We start from the raw sequence: 16,791 nt of genomic DNA on the forward strand, positions 1-16,791 counted from the left end.
ACATCACCCGACGATCTTTGCGGCTTCGCGTCGCGCATGCGCGACGAGCACCGCCACCGCGCACGAGGCGAGCCGCGTAATGAGCGAATCGGCGCGGCTCGTCAGGATGATCGGCACGCGTGCACCCAGCACGATGCCGGCCGCGTCCGCGCCCGCAAGGAACGAGAGGCTCTTGGCGAGCATGTTGCCCGCTTCGAGGTCCGGCACCATCAGGACGTTGGCGCGCCCGGCCACGTGCGAATCGATCTGCTTGATGCGCGCCGCCTCGGGGTCGATGGCATTATCGAGTGCAAGCGGGCCGTCGACGAGCGCACCCGTGATCTGCCGCCGATCCACCATCTTGCACAGCGCGGCGGCTTCGATGGTCGAGGGCACCCTCGGGCTGACGGTCTCCATGGCCGAGAGGATCGCCACCCGTACCTCCGGAAACTGAAGCGCGTGCGCAAGGTCGATCGCGTTTTGCAGGATGTCGACCTTTTCCTCCAGCGTCGGCGCGATGTTCACAGCGGCGTCGGTTACGATCAGCGCGTCCGCGTGGGCGGGCACGTCCATCACGAAGCAGTGGCTGACGCGCCGGCCGGTGCGCAACCCCGCATCGCGCCGGACGACCTCGGCCATGAGCTCGTCGGTGTGAAGGCTGCCTTTCATCAGCGCCTCGGCCTTGCCCTCGCGCACCAGCTGCGTGGCCGCGCCTGCGGAGGCCTCGCTGAACGGCGCGTCGACGATCTGATAGTCGCTGATCGAAAGCTTGCACTCGGCGGCAAGCGATTCGATGCGAGCGCGCGGCCCGACGAGGATCGGCACGATCAGGCCGCTGCGCGCCGCTTCCACCGCGCCTTCCAGCGAACTCCTGTCGCATGGGTGAACCACGGCCGTGGGCATCGGCGCCAGCGCCTGACAGTGGGCAATGAGCTGGCGATACTTCGCGTGTCTGGGTTCCACGAATGACTCCTCAATGGAAAAGGTGGGCATGCTCATGACAGAGCATGCTCGGGCCGCACTGCGGGAGCAGCGCCGAGCACCGCGCGAATGCGTTGCAACGCGTCCCATTGCTGCGCGGTCGGCGGCACTCTTTGCACGCGCGTGTCAGCCAGCAGACCGTCCAGCAACGTCAGCAGCCGCTTGCGGTCTTCCGGTTTGGCGAGAAGAGCGGGAAGCGTCGCGATGGCCTGTTGCGGTTCGTAAGTCGCGATGAGCTCCTGTTCGCCGCGCACGCGCCGCCACTGATCGGGGGGCAAGCTCGGCAGATACTCGGCGTAGGCTTCAACCAGTTCGCGCTGCGTCGCAAGCCGGGCAAGCGGCAACGGCTCGCCGCTGCGCCCAAGCAGGAACGCCGCGCGGGCGACGGCTTCGTCGTAGCCGCCCTGCGCGATCGACGCCAATGCCTCCTTCACGAAAGGCAGTTCGCGCGGGTCGGTAGCCGTGGACACGGCAATCTCGCGATTGCGATAACGTTCCGCGAAATGGAGCAGAAAGGGCGCGGTGTAGAGGTTGAAGAACAGCGACTCGGCGCCGGCGTCGCGCATTGCCCTATAGTGGTCGAGCGAGGCGCTGACGATCTCCGAGCCGCGATGTTCGAGCGCGCGCCAGGGCGCGATATCGTCGGCATGCTGCCGGTTCGCTTTGACCGCTTCAGCCGCCGGGCGCAGCCAGGCAAGCCATGGATTCAGATCCGAAAAGGCCCAGCGCTGAAAGCGTAGCGGATGAAATTGGCGCAGGCATCGCGCGGCGACCTCGTTCGACATCCACTGAACGTAGGGCTGCATGAACAATTCATAAGCGCGCTGGTTGAATTCGGAAAGCTCGGCAACGGCTTCGAACGGCTTTTCGTCCTCGCGCTTGAACCGGTTGAAATGCTGCGCGATCTCTTCGAGACGATGCTCGACGAATGTCACCTCGTAAGCGACCTTCCCGTCTGCGCCGTTCACCTCGTTGATCAACATCGCGTAGAGGCCCGGCGCGAGCGTCTCGATCATTTCGAGCACGTTGACGATCTGCGCATGCTGCTTCTTCGCCACCTTGCCCGACACGAAAACGCCAAGATGTCCGGCATCCTGGTCCATCAGCCCGATGATGACCTGGCCGCGCGCCTTGATTTCCTCGGTGCTGCCATAGAGATCGGTCACCCAGTTGAAGGCCTGCTGCGGCGGCGTGATGTTGTCGCCCATCGAGGCGAACAGGATGATCGGCGAGCGGATATCGCGCAGGTCGAACGCCTTGCCCGAAACGCCGCTCACTTCGCCCGACCAGAGCTTGTTGCCGATGAACAGATTGCGCGTGATCCACTCGATCTCTTCGCGGTTCATCAGGTAGTAGCCGCCCCACCAGCGCTCGAACTCCAGAAAGCGTGGCGGCTCGGTGTCGATGTTGTCGTACACGTGGTAGTACTTGTCCCACAGCGTGTTGGCCGGGTTCAGGTACTCGAAGTTCTGCACGAGATAGGCGCCGTCGAACTTGCCGTTGCCCAGATCGGACGAAAACGACGCAAGCCAGGTGCCGCCCAATATCCCGCCCGCATAGCGCATCGGATTGTCGCCTGCGCCATCGCTCCACGCGCCGCTCCAGTATGACATCGGCGCGCCGTTGATGACGACGGGACCGGTATCCTCCGCCGACGAACTCGCGAGCATCATCGCGGCCCAGCCGCCCTGGCAGTTGCCGATGATGGCCGGCTTCGCGCTGTCGGGATGCAGCGCACGCACTTTCCTGACGAACTCCTGTTCGGCGGCGCATACGTCGAGCAGCGTCTGACCGGGTTCGGGGTTCTGGAAGAACACGACGAAGTACACGGGGTGGCCTGCACGCAGCGCGACGCCGACCTGCGAATCGTCTCTAAAGCCGCCAATGCCCGGACCGTGGCCGGCGCGCGGATCGATGATCAGATAAGGCCGCTTTTTCGCGTCGACGATCACGCCTTCGGGCGGCTTGATATACAGCAGCGCGTAATTGACGGGGCGCGCGAAGTGCCTCGCGTCGAGCACGATGTCGTAGTCGAAATGGAGCGCCGGCTTAAGTTCCTGTGAAGCGCGTTCGACGTATTGCGTTCCGCGCTCGCGCATCGTGTCCCAGAGCAGCAGCGAGCGCTGCGCGACGTCGATGGCGTAATGCCATGCGCTCAAGGGGTTGAGTTGCGCCGCGAATGAGGTAGCGCTCTGGTCGCTGCCGGGGTCGCCATCGACGGCTGCGCGCAACCGTCTCCCGTACTGCTCCATTGCGTTCTGCATGCGCTTTTCCAGCACATACGCGACCTTCCCGGCAATTTCCTGACTGCGCGCCAATTGCGTGGCTGCGTCCATGACACCGTCCTCCATTGCTACATTGATTGAGCCGCACTAGCGGCTGCCCCGCGGCTGCTGGCGGGCTCGATAATTCGTGCGCGCACCGATAACGCATGCGACTCGTGCAGCGTACGCGTGCGGGTTTGGCCTGTTGTGACCTAGATCAATCTTGCGGCTGCCGATAGGCGAAGCCAGGATGCCGCACCAATCCGGTGCCTTCCAACGGGGTGCGGCCAAGCCTCAGCCTGCCAGCGTGTCGAGCGGCGCAAACCTTGCAGTGCCGGCAACGCACACCACCGCTTCAAGCGGCTGCGTCTGCCTGTACATCGCGGTGATCGATTCCTTACTCGATATGTCGACGGCGATGGCCGACCCTTTGCGGCTCGCGCTGATCACGTCACGATTAGATGACAGCAAACCGACGGTTTCTTTACCGAGGAGCCCAGTTGCACCGACCACCAGTATGCGCATCCGAAGCGGACTCTCGCGAACTGTCTCGCATAGCTTGCACGCACCGAAGAGGTCACAGGGGTTCTGGTGCAAATGGGATCGGCGAATCGCTTAAAGTTGTCGGAACGAAACGAACTGATGTCCGGCAATGAACAAGCTGAAGAGCCTAGAGGAGTTGTTCAGCGGACGCCATTTTGATCGGGAGATCATCATTCTGTGTGTTCGCTGGTACCTGCGCTACAAGCTTAGCCTACGCGATCTGGTCGAGATGATGGCCGAACGGGGTTTGTCGCTGGCTCACACGACGATCCTGCGCTGGGTGAGGCGTTATACGCCCGAGTTCGTCAAACGCTGGAACCGCTTCGCTACCCCTGCGGGTCGTTCGGGGCGTGTCGACGAGACCTACCTGAAGATTCGTGGCAGGTGGGTCTACCTGTACCGTGCGGTGGATCGGGCCGGCGAGACTGTGGACTTCATGCTCAGGCCGAGGCGCGACGTGGCTGCGGCCAAAGCCTTCTTCAACAAGGCAATCAGGCATCAGGGCCAGTCACCGGAGACCATCACGCTCGACGGCTATGCTGCCTCGCACCGTGCGGTGCGCGAGATGAAGACCGATGGTCTGCTGCCTGAAGACACTAAGGTCCGGTCGTCGAAATATCTGAACAACGTGATCGAGCAGGACCATCGCCACATAAAATCCAGAACGAATGTGATGCTCGGTTTCAAACGGTTCAGGAGCGCCGCGATCACGATTTCAGGCATCGAGCTGACGCATCGAATTCGCAAGGGCCAGTTCGATCTCGCGAAGCTCGGCCTCAAGGATGCCGCTGCGCCCGCCGTATGGAATGCTGTCCTGTCCACTCGATAAGGCATCCTTCCTATAAGAAACTTCTCAATCGGGTTACCTATTTGCACCAGAACCCTGTAAAGCTGATTCGGCGCGTCCGCGCGAACCGCGCGTGGTTTGCCGCACGATTTGACCGGCCGTTCACTGCGCCGATGGGCAAGCTGCTTCCCGGCTTTCAGCACCCGATAGAACGTCGACTCCGAGGCGATATAGCGTTGCTGGTCAGCCAGTCGAGGCACGATCTGACTCGGCGGCAAATGACCAAACCCGGCCGAGTTCGCAACTGCCAGCAGTTCGGTGCGTTCTTCGGCGCTCAGCTTGTGAGATGGCTGGTGGTGTCGTAACGAGCGCCCGTCCACCGCGTCAGGTTCGCCGCCTCGCCAACGCTGAACCGTCCGTGCGCTCAGCCCCAGCATCTCACACGCGGGCGCCTGGCGAGCCCCGGCCAGCGTCGCCTCGCTGATCAGGCCGATCAATGTTTTGCGCTCTTCAAGGCCCGTCATTCGGCCTCGCCCTCGAACAGCGCACGATACTTTTTTTGCAGCACCAACAGCGCCGCCGCCTCCGCTAGCGCCTTCTCCTTGCGGTTCAATTCGCGCTGTAATTGCACATTGGCCTGCTTCAGATCCCCGTACTTCCTGGGCGTTCTCACGGCGAGCGCCGGTCCCGCCGCCGGCGCAAAAGTCCATCCGCCACTGGGTGAGATGATGAGCGAACAGCCCCCGCTCACGACACCACGCGTTCAGTGCTTCGTCGACCAGGCCGTGGCTCTCGTGCAAAGCCAGCAGCCGTTCTTCCGGCGACCAGTCTTCTGGACGTTTTGCATGTCCGGAGTCTGAGCTCCGGTTCGCAGCGGCACTACCTCTCATCCACTTCCTTAATGTCAGTAAATTCATGTTCAATTCGTCGGCCACCGATCCAACGGTGCGGCTTCCGCGCTGCAGGACTTTCGACAGCGCCTGCTCCTTGAACTCGACAGAATACGTTTGTTTTTCCTTCAACCTGCACCTCTGGCTCTTCAATTTGAGAAAATTCAGAGGCGACAACTTGTATGATTTCTTTGTGACGGATTCGATGATGTAAGAAGATCGGATTCGCTCAGCAGTTCTTGGGGGGCACCCCAGGATCGAGCGGCTGGATGCCTGCGACAACTTTGGCCTTGAGCCAGGACAATAGATCTTTGCAGCAGCCGCTCACCCTCCGAAACAGATCGGACAGTATCTTTGGCCCGGCTTGGCCGGCAGCCCGCATTCACAAGGTAGATCATCAGAGGATGTTGCATGCATTCGTTTCATTGCGGAATTGACGTCGCCAAAGCCAAGCTGGATTGCGCACTGTGCCTGGTGAATGGAAAGTACAAAAATAAGGTATTCGAGAATAACCAGAAAGGCGTCAATGCATTAGTCGAGTGGCTGGACAAGCATGGAGCCTCGGATGCACACATGTGCATGGAAGCCACTGGCGTTTATTGGGAAGCGGCTGCCGAGTATCTGACCGCCAAAGACATGACGGTAAGCGTGATCAATCCTGCGCAGATCAAGGCATTCGGCGCCTCCCGCCTGGCGCGCAGTAAGACAGATCGCGGCGACGCCCAATTGATTGCAGAGTTCTGCTTCGAACGCCGCCCGACAACGTGGCAAGCTCCGTCACCTGCAGAACAGGCCTTGCGGGCCTCGGTGTTGCGCTTGGAGGCATTGCAAACAATGCGCACGCAAGAGAGCAATCGCCTTGAGGTGGCGCGCAATGTTGTTGCAGAAGACATTGTCGGCCATATTGAATGGCTCGATACCGAAATCAAGAGGTTGCTCAAAAAGATCCGTGATCAAATTGACGGCGACCCGGATATGAAGGGCAAACAGATGTTGCTCGATAGCATTCCAGGCCTGGGCGAGCGCACTATCGCGGTGCTGCTGGCCTTTTGTATGCACCCCGGCCGCTTTGCGAACGCCCGGCAGGCGGCGGCCTTTGCCGGTCTCGATCCGCGACAGCACGAATCCGGCAGCAGCGTCAAAGGCAGACCCCGTATGTCAAAAGTCGGTCACGCCTTTTTGCGTAAAGCGCTTTATATGCCTGCCATGACAACGCTTTACAAAACTGATTGGGGAAAGCGCTTTCGCGAACGGCTGGCGGCTTCCGGCAAGCCTGCCAAACTCATCATCGGTGCGATGATGCGCAAGCTCGTTCACGTCGCTTTCGGTGTTATCAGGTCAGGCAAGTGCTTCGATCCTAAACTGCAAAATGCTTGACGGCGACCACAGTATCTATTGTGACACCGGGGGGGGGGGTGGCGTAGACCTGTCGTTGATTGCTTTGTGGCTCGGTCACGAAAGCCCTGCAACAATTCACATGTACATTGAAGCTGACCTCGCCATGAAACAGCGGGCACTCAATGCCATTCAGCCTGTTCAGTTCAGACAGAGGCGGTTTCGTCCACCGCGCGACCTTCTGGCCTTCCTTGATCGACTATGATTATGCTCGCTTCTTGACATGAATCGGGTGGTCGCTTTCATCAACTATCGAGACTTCATGGCGCATATCGAGGCGCCGACCGAGAACAACGTTAGATCATGAATATGGTCGGCACCTGGAAGTCCGCATAATTCCGGTACCCGGATAAGAGCGGGACATCAGGCCGTTCGCCACTTCGGGAAAGTCGTGGCTGTTCAGCGACACGGTCGACGGCGCAAAAGCGAGCGCCACGATTTACAGTCTCATGCTGACGTGCCGCGCCTGCGGTGTCGAACCGTACGACTACCGGTTGCGCGTACTTAAGGAGCTGCCGCAGCGTCCACCGGACGCCGACGTGACGGACCTCTTGCCATTCAAACATGCGCGGCATCAAGAGGCCAGGGGCACTGGACGGCTGACACACCCGGCGCTCCTCGGCGGTGCCCCTACGCACGACCCTCAGTTGCACGATTCTCCATTCGGTGTGCTAAAGCTGCCGCTTACGGTCGAATGACCGCTGCCTGGGTCAGGTGAGCGGCAGAAGGTGGCCTTGGGTACGGTCGCCAATGGCCGCTCGATGGCGCACATCCCGGTTCGCAGGGGAGGTAGGGCATAGGGCATCGACGACCTGCCAGCCTCTGATTGCCGCCAGGTTAGGCAGACGTAAAGCGAAGGAAAGTTGTCACCAAAAGCGAAGTAATGTTGTCAAACAGCAGTTTTCGCATCTCTTAGACGAATGCTTCGTTGAGACGAACGGAGGAAAAGCTTCGGCTCACCATGGCGCCGGCACGGCTCGACCTGGTCGGAGAGCTACACGCCGCACTCGTCACCGCCAAGACGATTTCTTCCTGCCATGTGATTTCGGAAATGTCGGACAATGGGGTTGATGGCTTTGCCGACCGCGTGCTTCGTTGTGACTTGCGCCACGCAGAAGCGCCACACGTCGCTGCTTTTACGGTTCGAATCCCACACGGGATTCCAACGAATGTGTCGCGAACGAACATTGATAGCAGTACCAATCATTGATTTTAGCTCACCGTTCTTGATGGTTGGGGTGACTCGCGCCCCATCTCCTCGCATGAAGAAATGCTAGACGCGCCAAACTTCGCAAACCGCCAACTATTCTCGCCACCCCACTCGAGGATTTGTAGTCGAGGACCAACGCGAATTGACAAGTTTAGTTCGCGCTAATGCGAGTTGACGACATTACTTCGTTAAGAAGCGAAGCAATGTTGGCAACTCGGAGGATTCGAGCTCATGTGCGCGGCCTCTGGCCGGTGACAACTTTGCTTTGCTTTGCTTTACGGCTGCGGAGAACGCGGGACGCACACCGAAGATTCTCATTACCGCGAGATCCCTTGACGACCCGTCCGTGCTGCTCGAGGTCATCGATAACGGTCCGGGCATCGTCGGTGACGACAGCATATTCGACGCATTCGTCACGACCAAGAACAAGGGAATGGGCATCGGGCTTGCGGTGTCTCGCTCTATTATTGAAGCTCATGAGGGTCGTCTTACCGCCGTCAACAATGAACGCCACGGGGCAACGTTCAGCGTCGTCCTGCCAATATCTCCTGATCAGATTTCCGGACACGATGCGTGCCCCGAATAATGCATATTGGGCGACTTTTGCCGCCCAACCCAGACCAACGCGAGGAAGGCTGTACTGTAGTCGCATCGATCTCATTTCACCACCCAAACTTTGCTTCCACACCCACGTAGTCCGCATTGCGCGCGCCTAACGCGCGTATCGAATCGCCGACTTCGAAGTGCACCGCTTCCAGCGCGAGCGCAACGTTCGAACTGACCAGCCAGTCGGCGCGAACCTGCGCGTACATGCCCGTCCAGCGCGTTCCCTTGCCCACTGTGCCCGGCACCACGGCCATCCCTTGGCCGTAGATAGAATCGGCCGTCGTCGCGCGCCACTGGAAGCCGAGCGCCGTCAGCAGCGAGACCTTCGGCGTAACCTTGAACGTGATCGAAGGCTTCACGTGGATCAGGTTGCTGTAGCCCGTATAGCCCGCCAGCGTGAAGTAATAACCGTTCGGAAACAGCGGATTGAAGGTTCCAACGCGACCATCGCCGGGATGCCGGTCGCCCGATGCGCCGTCCACCTGTAAGCCAAGCCGCGGCGAGCCCGCCACCGATGCAAACGTATAGCCGCTCAGCACACCAAATGCCCACGCGCGGATCGTGTCGTTGCCGACATGGCCCGTCTGCACCATCGTTTCAGCGTCCCAGTCGAACGGTGCGACCTTGCCCGCGTAGCGCACGTCGAACACATCGCGATGCTCCGTGCCCGTCGCATCGAGAAAGTGCGCGTTGTCGCGGTTGTAGCGCGACCAGTACGCGGACAAATCGCCCGGCCCGGTGTTCGCGCGCTCGACGCGCACGCCGCTGAACGTCAGATGGCGGTTCGACACGTCGTCGAATGCCGTGACGTCGCGGTACTGCACGGGCTGCGTCATGTAGCCGATAAAGCGCCACTTGTCGATTTCATAATCGGCCCATAGCGCGTCGAATGCCTGGCGCACGTTTGGGCCGTCGCGCACCGACACGAAACGCTGCAAGTCGAACGCCATCTCCTGGCGGCCGACGCGCGCCTTGAACGTGCCGCCGCCTACGCCATAGACGAACGCCACGAACGCCTGCTCGATATCGAGCGGATTCTTGTCGACGGGTGTGACGGAATCCTTGCCGAAGGGACGCGCGTCTTCGAGCTGAAAGAAGGCCTGCACATGCTCGCCGATATGCGCGTCGGCATGCACCTGCGCGCGCTGGATCACGTAGCTGTCGGGCCGCGCGCTGCCAAGACCGAACAGCGGCGTGTTGTTCAGCTCGAAGCGCTCGCGCAGGGTCGCGCCGAGCGATAGATAGGTCGAAGGATCGCCGCCCAGGGGAATGTACTTGAGCGCGTCGAACGGCTTGCGCGGCACGCACGGCAACGCCAGTACCGACCAGTCTTCCTGCCAGCGGTTGAACGACAGCGACGACGGACGCTTCGCGCTGCATTGCGATGTGTCGGCCGCGCTCGCGTCCGCCGTGGCGTCGGCGGCGAGCGCGCTCGTGCCATCCGCGAGGCCGCACACGGCGAGCGCCGCACAGGCGGCGGCGCTTCTACCGCGCTTGATCGCGAGTCTCATTGAACGACGCACCGTCACTTCTTCGCTTCGTGAATCTCGGCGACATAGCCGCCGGGAAATTCGACCACCGCGCTGCGCCCTTCGATCATGCTGCTCGCGGGCACCAGCACCTTCACGCCGACGCCTTGCGCCTTAGTGAGCGTCGCGTCGAGATCGGCGACCTGATAGCCCGTCGTCTCGCGGCCATACGGATACGGCAGCTTGCCGTCCGTCACGAACACCAGCATGTTGCCGAAGCCCGACGCAATACGCACGCGCCGGATCGTGTCGCCGGGCCGGCCGATTTCGCCGCCATCCGCACGGCGGTTATCGGAGACGACCTTGCCATGCGAGAAGCGCACGAAACGCTTTGTGAAGTTGTCGGCCGCCTGCGCGGACACGTAGACGCGATTGTCCGGCGCGGCTTCGAGCGGACCATACGAAGGCGCCTTCGTGTGCCAGTAGAGCTGCATGTAAAGACCGCCCGGCCACTGGATGACAGCGTCTTTGCCGATCGGATCGTCGAACGTATCGACGATCACATCCGCGCCCGCTGCGCGCGCGGCGCGCACGGCCTTGTCCATATCGGTGACGAGATAGCCCGTGCGCTCGCTGCCGAACGGATACGGAACCGGCGTCTGGAACGCGAACACCGACAACATGCCGACAGGCGTCTGCACATATTGCGAGGCAGTCTTGCTCGGCGTCGGCGTAACCGTGAACACGGCGCGCGGCGACGCCTTGCCGCCGAACGTCGCCACGAAGCTGTCGACGAATGCGTCGATGTCCTGGTTCGACACATAGACGTGCGTCGTGTCGTACTGCGGCCCGACGGACACGACGGGCACGCTCTTGCCCGCGTTCTGATGGTCGGCTTCCGCGAAAGCGGGCGAACCAGCCAGCGTCACGCCGAGCGCCGCAATCGCGACGACAGTAGCGCGCAACAATCGATATATCTTGAGGGTATTCATAAAAAGACTCCTTGATGGTGATGGATGCTGCCTCGCGCCGCGCACTCCGATTCCGACTTGCGGCACGCCGCTCTTGCGCGAGCACAGCGCCCCACGCATCGTCGCCTACTGCTCCTTGCCGCATGACGACGTCGGCTTGCCGCCGGCAACAGGCGGCGCGCTCTTGGACTGCGCCTCGGACGTGCGTATCTGCGCTTCCACGAATGGAATCGCATGCTCGCCGATGACGATGCCGAGCAGGCCCGCCAGCGCAATCAGCGGCGGCGCGGGCGATTGCACGCGCACCAGGTAATACAGCAGGCCGACCACAAGACCCGCGCCCAATGAAATCAGATATGACATGGTTCACTCCTCACGCGTCGCTGCGTCGCTGCGTCGCTGCGTCGCTGCGTGGCTGCCGTGCGCGATGTGCTTCGGCTTCCCCGCTTCGTCTTTTATGTGCGGCTAGTCCTTCAATGGCGAGCCCAGGATTAATCCACAGAAATTCAACCTGTAAAAGTCCGGATTGATGCGATCGAGCACATCCGCGCTAAGGGTGCCGAACGTTGATAGCGGGCGATGCATGACGCCGTGTCCGATCGTTTCGATTATCTTTTCCTTGAAACCGGCGCCGCGTGGATACGTGGCGAGAAGTGCGGCACGCTCCATGTGTGTGTATGCGTCAAGGTCATCGGCGAACAGGTCGGTGCGCACCGCCGACGACAGCACGCGCGCCAGTGGTGAGATGCCCGCAGGCAGACCCGGTGTCATGTGCAGGGCAATGGCCCGCCATACGTCGTCAAGCACGTCTGCAAGTGCGCCCTGATGCTGCAGAAACGAATACGCGGCATCCGCGCCGTCTATTTCGTAACGCAGCGCCGAATGCGCATAGGCAGCGTTCAGGCCCATGTTTGCGAACATCGCCGCGACGTACAGCGTGTCGGGCTCGCATGCGCAGCCTTCGCGCTGCGCCGCGAGCGATGCGAACACGAAGACGCGCGACGCATGCGCGGTCACCACCTCGGGCAGCGACGACTGCGCCGTATCGGCGGCGGCAATTGCAAGCGGCGTGTGTGGAATTCGCACGCCCGCCACTTCGACGGGCCGTGCCGCGCGTTGACTGGACATGTCCGGCTCCATCGCCTGCCCTCACGCTTGCGGTTAACCGGACGCACGCGGCCGCAGCGCAAGCCGGTAACGTCCTGCGCCGCCGATCGCAATGGTGCCGAACAGGATCAGCAGCATCCAAGCGAATTGCCCCTGATCCAGCGTCCAGTCGCGATGCACGAGGCCAAGCGCAATCACGCTGACCAGCATGATCGGCAGCGCGGCAAGCCGCGTCGCGATGCCCGCGATCATCAGCAGCGGACACACCACTTCCGCGAAAATCGCAAAGGCCAGCGTCAGCGTCTTGCCGAAATGCAGCGGGTCTTCGATGACATCGAGCTGGCTCGCGTAGCGGAGCGCCTTCGGCAGCCCATGCACGAGCAGCACGAGCACGCTCGCGGTGACGCGCAGAAACAGCAGCGCGGCGTCGGGTGCGGAAAAACGGTTCATTGCGTGCTGGCGCATCAGAACGCAAAGCAGCTGCAACCGAGTGCGCCCCAGAACGAGTTCGCGTCGCTGGCGGGTACGTTGCTGCGCCATGCCCATCCATGCGCGTGACGGTGCACACCGCACAGGTTCACGCACGCGTCGTTGCACGATTGCTGCAACGGCGCAGCGGCGGGACGGTAGCGCGCGTAGCCGCCATACTCCGCGACGGGCGACCACGTCGGGCTGACGGGCAACGCGGGCGGAGCGAAGGTTTCGAACTCGTCGGCGGCATAAACGACGCGGCCGTTGACCACCGTCAGCACCGAGGTCAAATGCTTGATCCAATCTTCATCGACGGTGAAGTAGTCATCCGACAGCACCGCGAAATCCGCGAGCTGACCCGGCACGAGTGCGCCCTTGCGCGTCTCGTCGTTCGAAAACCACGCGCTGCCGACTGTATAGCGGCGCAGCGCTTCCATGCGATCCAGCCGGTCTTGCGCGGCGTACATCGGCGTGCCGCCCACCGTGCGTCCCGATACCAGCCAGTACAGCGACACGAACGGATTGAAACTCGCGACGCGCGTCGCGTCCGTGCCTGCGCCGACGGGCAGTCCTGCCGCGAGCATCTGCCGCACGGGCGGCGTGCGCGCAGCGGCTTCCGCGCCATAACGGGCAATGAAGTACTCGCCCTGATACGCCATCCGGTGCTGAACCGCGATGCCGCCGCTGAGCGCGGCAATGCGTTCGATATTGCGCTGTGAGATCGTCTCGCAGTGGTCGAAGAACCAGCGCAGGCCGTCGAACGGCGTGTCCTGATTGACGCGCTCGAACACAGTGAGAAAGCGTTCGATCGATTCGTCGTAAGTCGCATGCAGCCGGAACGGCCAGCGGTTCTGCACCAGCAGGCGCACGACGGCTTCGAGTTCGCCCTCCATCGCGTCCGGCAGATCGGGGCGCGGTTCCAGGAAGTCTTCGAAGTCGGCCGCGGAGAACACCAGCATTTCGCCTGCACCGTTGACCTTCAGGAAGTCGTCGCCGTCGCCGGGTTTCGTGACCTTGACCCACTTCGCGAAGTCTTCGATTTCCTTCTTCGCGTTCTGCGTGAAGAGGTTGTACGCGATCCGCACCGTCAACTCGTTGCGCTTCGCGAGTTCCATGATGACGGCGTAGTCGTCGGGGTAGGCCTGATAACCGCCGCCCGCATCGATCGCACTTGTCACGCCGAGGCGGTTCAGCTCGCGCATGAACTGGCGCGACGAGTTCATCTGGTCGTCGAGCGGCAGCTTCGGACCTTTCGCGAGCGTCGCGTACAGCAGGCCCGCATTCGGACGCGCGATCAGCATGCCCGTGGGATTGCCACGGCGGTCGCGCTGGATTTCGCCGCCCGGCGGGTTCGGCGTATCGCGGTCGTAGCCGACGGCGCGCAACGCCGCTGCGTTCAGCAGCGCGCTGTCGTAAAGATGCAGGATGAAGACGGGCGTATCCGGCGCGATCGCGTTGATCTCTTCGAGCGTCGGGGCGCGCTTCTCCGCAAACTGAAATTCATTCCATCCGCCGACCACGCGCACCCATTGCGGCGCCGGCGTGCGCGCAACCTGCGCGCGCAGCATCTCGAGCGCATCGCGCAGCGACGGCACGCCGTCCCAGCGCAACTCGAGATTGAAATTGAGGCCGCCGCGAATCACGTGAAGATGCGAATCGTTGAGGCCGGGAATGACCGTGCGGCCTTTCAGGTCGATGCGGCGCGTCGAATCGTTCGCCCATTGCATCATGTCGTGATCATTGCCGCTCGCGACGATCTCGCCTTTCGTGACGGCGAGAGAGGTGGCCCCGTTCGTTCGGACAGTTTTTTCGATTTTTAAGTGGAACGCTGGGTGGTCACGCTGCCAATTTAATCGCGGGCAGCATCGCGAAGTAAGCTTCATCCGGGGTCTTGTTCGATAGACTTGAATGAGGCCTTTGCTGGTTGTACCACGTCAGGTAATTAGCGATGGACTTCCGTGCCTGGCCGACGGACTCATAGGCGTTCAAATATATCTCTTCGTACTTCACGCTGCGCCACAGCCGTTCGATAAAAACGTTGTCCCGCCAACTTCCCTTGCCATCCATCGACAAGGCGATTCCGCGCGAGAGGACCGCGTCGGTGAAGACGGTACTGGTGAATTGGCTGCCTTGATCGGTGTTGACGATCTCAGGCAATCCATATTTCGCGAATGCTTCTTCAAGCGCTGCCACCGCATGTTCAGCTTCCATCGTGATCGCGACTCGGTGCGCTAAAACACGGCGGCTGGCCCAATCGATCACAGCAGTGAGATACACGAAGCCGTGTGCCATAGGCACGTATGTTGTGTCCAATGCGTACACCTGGTTGCTACGCTCGATCTTCCGATTGCGCAGCAGGTATGGCCAGATCTTGTGAGCCAGATGTTTGCGGCTCAAGTTCGGCTTGCGATATAGCGCTTCGATGCCCATTTTGCGCATCAACGTGCCGACGTGCTTGCGTCCGACCACTATGCCCTCTCGCTTGAGCAGGCGCATCAACATGCGCGCGCCGGCAAACGGGTGCTCCAGGTGCAACTCGTCGATGCGGCGCATGAGCGCCAGATCCGCGGCACTGACCGGGCTCGGCGCGTAGTACGCACTGGATCGGCTGATGCCGACCAGCTTGACCTGCCGGGAAACCGGCAGGGGGTGAGCACGATCAATCATTTCTTTGCGCTCAGCAGGCCTGCCTTGCCGAGCGCGCCGGACAAAAAATCATTCTCCAGCGCCAATTGGCCGATCTTCGCGTGCAACGTCTTCAGGTCCACCGGCGGCTCATTGACGGGCGCGCCCGCCGCGCCGAACACATCGGCCGCTCGTTCTTGCAACTGCCGCTTCCATTCTGTGATCTGGTTCGGATGAACCTCAAACTGCTGCGCCAATTCTGCCAGCGTACGCTCGCCGCGTACGGCTGCCAGTGCCACCTTCGCCTTGAACGCCGCTGAGTGCGTGCGCCGGGTTCTCTTCGTCATCGTCTGGTTTCCTTTGTAGGCATTATGCCCATTTCAGAACCCAGCGATTCCACCTAACCGACTGTCCAGATCTCCGGGGCCACCTCTGAGCGCCGTCACGAACGAGCGCTTGTCGTCCTGCGTCGCTATCTTGCCGTTGTAGATTACCAGGTCCGCAATGCGGGCGGGCTGCGTGGACTGATTCGGTGCGGTCATCGTCGCTCTCCGTGGTCGTGGTCAGGCATGGCCACGCGCGACGACAGCGTCATGCATGACCCATTGCGTTGGAATGCTTGGGACGATCAGCCCCTAGCCCGCGTGCCCGCCGAGAATCTGCTTCGCGTAGCGCACGCCAATGCCATACGACGTGTGCGCCTTGAAGATGTCCATGCAGCCTTCGTACGTTTCACCACGCGCCCAGTCTCGTTGGAGTTCGCACAGGAACTGCACTGATGTCATCGGCACCGCGCCCGCCTGGACGATGCGCTGCACCGCGCGCTCATGCGCTTCTTCGGTGATGTCGCCGCATGCATCCGTCGGCACATAGATTTCGAAGCCTTCGGCGAGCATTTGCACGGTCGGGAACGCTACGCATACTTCGGTCCACAGACCCGCGATCACTATCTTCTTGCGGCCCGTTTCCTTGATCGCTTCACGAAAGCCCTTGTCTTCCCACGAGTTCATGGACGTGCGGTCGATCGGCTTCGTCTGCGGAAACACCGACTGCACTTCCGGCAGCAATTGGCCGCTAAAAGAGTCAGCGGCGACTGTCGTCAAAACGGTCGGCAACTTGAAGAGCTTTGCGCTCTTTGCAAGGATCTGGATGTTATGCAGGATGGTGGTGCGCTCGTGCGAGTGCGTACCGAAGAACATCTGCGGTTGATGGTCGATAAGCGCGAGCGCGCACGTGTCAGGCGTCAACAGTTCATGTGCCATGAGGAGCTCCAGTTTTTGAGAATACAAGGGACCCGCACGGTTCCAGGAAGGCAACCGCGTAAAGATTCGGCTAGCGGAATGACTCACCTCGACGGCGCGTCGGCAACGCGGATACGAATGGTTCTCCCCGCGCGGCTCAGATGCATAAGCGAGCTTCACAGGGCCGCACCGGCATTACGAGAACATATAACGTTGTGGCCTCCCGGGATATTGCATGTTTATGTAGTCCCT

The 16,791-nt window shown here is 61.3% G+C and carries 15 protein-coding genes and 4 pseudogenes; 5 read left to right on the forward strand and 14 right to left on the reverse strand.

Annotated features, from left to right (window positions below):
- Window positions 1-3: 3 nt before the first annotated feature.
- From RW095_RS05545 to RW095_RS05555, 3 genes are all read right to left on the reverse strand, one after another.
- Window positions 4-942 carry a phosphate acetyltransferase gene (locus RW095_RS05545; protein WP_317015003.1) on the reverse strand — a complete coding sequence of 313 codons (939 nt, stop codon included), beginning with the start codon at window positions 940-942 and terminating at the stop codon, window positions 4-6.
- 32 nt (window positions 943-974) lie between these two features.
- Window positions 975-3,296 (reverse strand): DUF3141 domain-containing protein, encoded by a 2,322-nt coding sequence (locus RW095_RS05550; protein WP_317015004.1) that lies wholly within the window; start codon window positions 3,294-3,296, stop codon window positions 975-977.
- Window positions 3,297-3,518: 222 nt separating this feature from the next.
- A complete protein-coding gene (locus RW095_RS05555; protein ID WP_317015005.1) occupies window positions 3,519-3,695 on the reverse strand; it encodes a Rossmann-fold NAD(P)-binding domain-containing protein in 177 nt (58 codons plus the stop codon).
- A gap of 190 nt (window positions 3,696-3,885) precedes the next feature.
- Between RW095_RS05555 and RW095_RS05560 the strand changes: the two genes are divergently transcribed.
- Window positions 3,886-4,596: an IS6 family transposase gene (locus tag RW095_RS05560; protein ID WP_394365077.1), complete on the forward strand. Its 711-nt coding sequence runs from the start codon at window positions 3,886-3,888 to the stop codon at window positions 4,594-4,596.
- A gap of 167 nt (window positions 4,597-4,763) precedes the next feature.
- Here the strand turns inward: RW095_RS05560 and RW095_RS41290 are convergent.
- Window positions 4,764-5,078, reverse strand: a pseudogene (locus RW095_RS41290) (IS3 family transposase); the annotation flags it as partial.
- Window positions 5,075-5,227 (reverse strand): hypothetical protein, encoded by a 153-nt coding sequence (locus tag RW095_RS05565; protein WP_317015008.1) that lies wholly within the window; start codon window positions 5,225-5,227, stop codon window positions 5,075-5,077. The gene RW095_RS05565 and the pseudogene RW095_RS41290, both read right to left, overlap by 4 nt.
- A gap of 628 nt (window positions 5,228-5,855) precedes the next feature.
- Here RW095_RS05565 and RW095_RS05570 point away from each other — a divergent pair.
- The 4 genes and pseudogenes from RW095_RS05570 (at window position 5,856) to RW095_RS05585 (ending at window position 8,635) form a co-directional block, all read left to right on the forward strand.
- Window positions 5,856-6,821, forward strand: coding sequence for an IS110 family RNA-guided transposase (locus RW095_RS05570; protein WP_317015009.1), 966 nt, complete (start codon window positions 5,856-5,858; stop codon window positions 6,819-6,821).
- A gap of 40 nt (window positions 6,822-6,861) precedes the next feature.
- Window positions 6,862-7,044: pseudogene (locus RW095_RS05575) on the forward strand (integrase); the annotation flags it as partial.
- A 148-nt stretch (window positions 7,045-7,192) separates the two neighbouring features.
- Window positions 7,193-7,411 (forward strand): annotated as a pseudogene (locus tag RW095_RS05580) (transposase domain-containing protein); the annotation flags it as partial.
- Between the two features lie 903 nt (window positions 7,412-8,314).
- Complete coding sequence (locus RW095_RS05585; protein WP_317015010.1) at window positions 8,315-8,635, forward strand: ATP-binding protein; 321 nt, start codon at window positions 8,315-8,317, stop codon at window positions 8,633-8,635.
- Between the two features lie 76 nt (window positions 8,636-8,711).
- Here the strand turns inward: RW095_RS05585 and RW095_RS05590 are convergent, their stop codons facing one another.
- From RW095_RS05590 to RW095_RS05630, 9 genes and pseudogenes are all read right to left on the reverse strand, one after another.
- Window positions 8,712-10,166, reverse strand: coding sequence for an alginate export family protein (locus tag RW095_RS05590; protein ID WP_317015012.1), 1,455 nt, complete (start codon window positions 10,164-10,166; stop codon window positions 8,712-8,714).
- Between the two features lie 14 nt (window positions 10,167-10,180).
- Window positions 10,181-11,116: a VOC family protein gene (locus RW095_RS05595; RefSeq protein ID WP_317015013.1), complete on the reverse strand. Its 936-nt coding sequence runs from the start codon at window positions 11,114-11,116 to the stop codon at window positions 10,181-10,183.
- A gap of 105 nt (window positions 11,117-11,221) precedes the next feature.
- Window positions 11,222-11,458 carry a DUF1427 family protein gene (locus RW095_RS05600; protein WP_317015015.1) on the reverse strand — a complete coding sequence of 79 codons (237 nt, stop codon included), beginning with the start codon at window positions 11,456-11,458 and terminating at the stop codon, window positions 11,222-11,224.
- 102 nt (window positions 11,459-11,560) lie between these two features.
- Window positions 11,561-12,223, reverse strand: coding sequence for an HD domain-containing protein (locus RW095_RS05605; protein WP_317015016.1), 663 nt, complete (start codon window positions 12,221-12,223; stop codon window positions 11,561-11,563).
- A gap of 33 nt (window positions 12,224-12,256) precedes the next feature.
- Window positions 12,257-12,652 (reverse strand): DoxX family protein, encoded by a 396-nt coding sequence (locus RW095_RS05610; protein WP_317015018.1) that lies wholly within the window; start codon window positions 12,650-12,652, stop codon window positions 12,257-12,259.
- A gap of 14 nt (window positions 12,653-12,666) precedes the next feature.
- Window positions 12,667-14,457 (reverse strand): annotated as a pseudogene (locus RW095_RS05615) (amidohydrolase family protein); the annotation flags it as partial.
- 52 nt (window positions 14,458-14,509) lie between these two features.
- A protein-coding gene (locus RW095_RS05620; protein ID WP_394364999.1) for an IS3 family transposase occupies window positions 14,510-15,645 on the reverse strand; the annotation gives its coding sequence in 2 pieces (ribosomal slippage) (window positions 14,510-15,381 and window positions 15,381-15,645; 1,137 coding nt in all).
- 33 nt (window positions 15,646-15,678) lie between these two features.
- Complete coding sequence (locus tag RW095_RS05625; protein ID WP_317015023.1) at window positions 15,679-15,840, reverse strand: hypothetical protein; 162 nt, start codon at window positions 15,838-15,840, stop codon at window positions 15,679-15,681.
- Between the two features lie 93 nt (window positions 15,841-15,933).
- On the reverse strand, window positions 15,934-16,560 hold the full coding sequence (locus RW095_RS05630) for a hydrolase (protein ID WP_317015025.1): 627 nt from the start codon (window positions 16,558-16,560) through the stop codon (window positions 15,934-15,936).
- Window positions 16,561-16,791: the final 231 nt, after the last annotated feature.

This window comes from Paraburkholderia kirstenboschensis, from assembly GCF_032806925.1.
Classification (GTDB): domain Bacteria; phylum Pseudomonadota; class Gammaproteobacteria; order Burkholderiales; family Burkholderiaceae; genus Paraburkholderia; species Paraburkholderia kirstenboschensis.

Coding starts and splice junctions, on each gene's coding strand:
- RW095_RS05590 (WP_317015012.1), bottom strand. CDS start 10,166: ATGAGACTCGCGATCAAGCGCGGTAGAAGCGCCGCCGCCTGTGCGGCG.
- RW095_RS05550 (WP_317015004.1), bottom strand. CDS start 3,296: ATGGACGCAGCCACGCAATTGGCGCGCAGTCAGGAAATTGCCGGGAAG.
- RW095_RS05630 (WP_317015025.1), bottom strand. CDS start 16,560: ATGGCACATGAACTGTTGACGCCTGACACGTGCGCGCTCGCGCTTATC.
- RW095_RS05605 (WP_317015016.1), bottom strand. CDS start 12,223: ATGTCCAGTCAACGCGCGGCACGGCCCGTCGAAGTGGCGGGCGTGCGA.
- RW095_RS05570 (WP_317015009.1), top strand. CDS start 5,856: ATGCATTCGTTTCATTGCGGAATTGACGTCGCCAAAGCCAAGCTGGAT.
- RW095_RS05610 (WP_317015018.1), bottom strand. CDS start 12,652: ATGAACCGTTTTTCCGCACCCGACGCCGCGCTGCTGTTTCTGCGCGTC.
- RW095_RS05625 (WP_317015023.1), bottom strand. CDS start 15,840: ATGACCGCACCGAATCAGTCCACGCAGCCCGCCCGCATTGCGGACCTG.
- RW095_RS05600 (WP_317015015.1), bottom strand. CDS start 11,458: ATGTCATATCTGATTTCATTGGGCGCGGGTCTTGTGGTCGGCCTGCTG.
- RW095_RS05595 (WP_317015013.1), bottom strand. CDS start 11,116: ATGAATACCCTCAAGATATATCGATTGTTGCGCGCTACTGTCGTCGCG.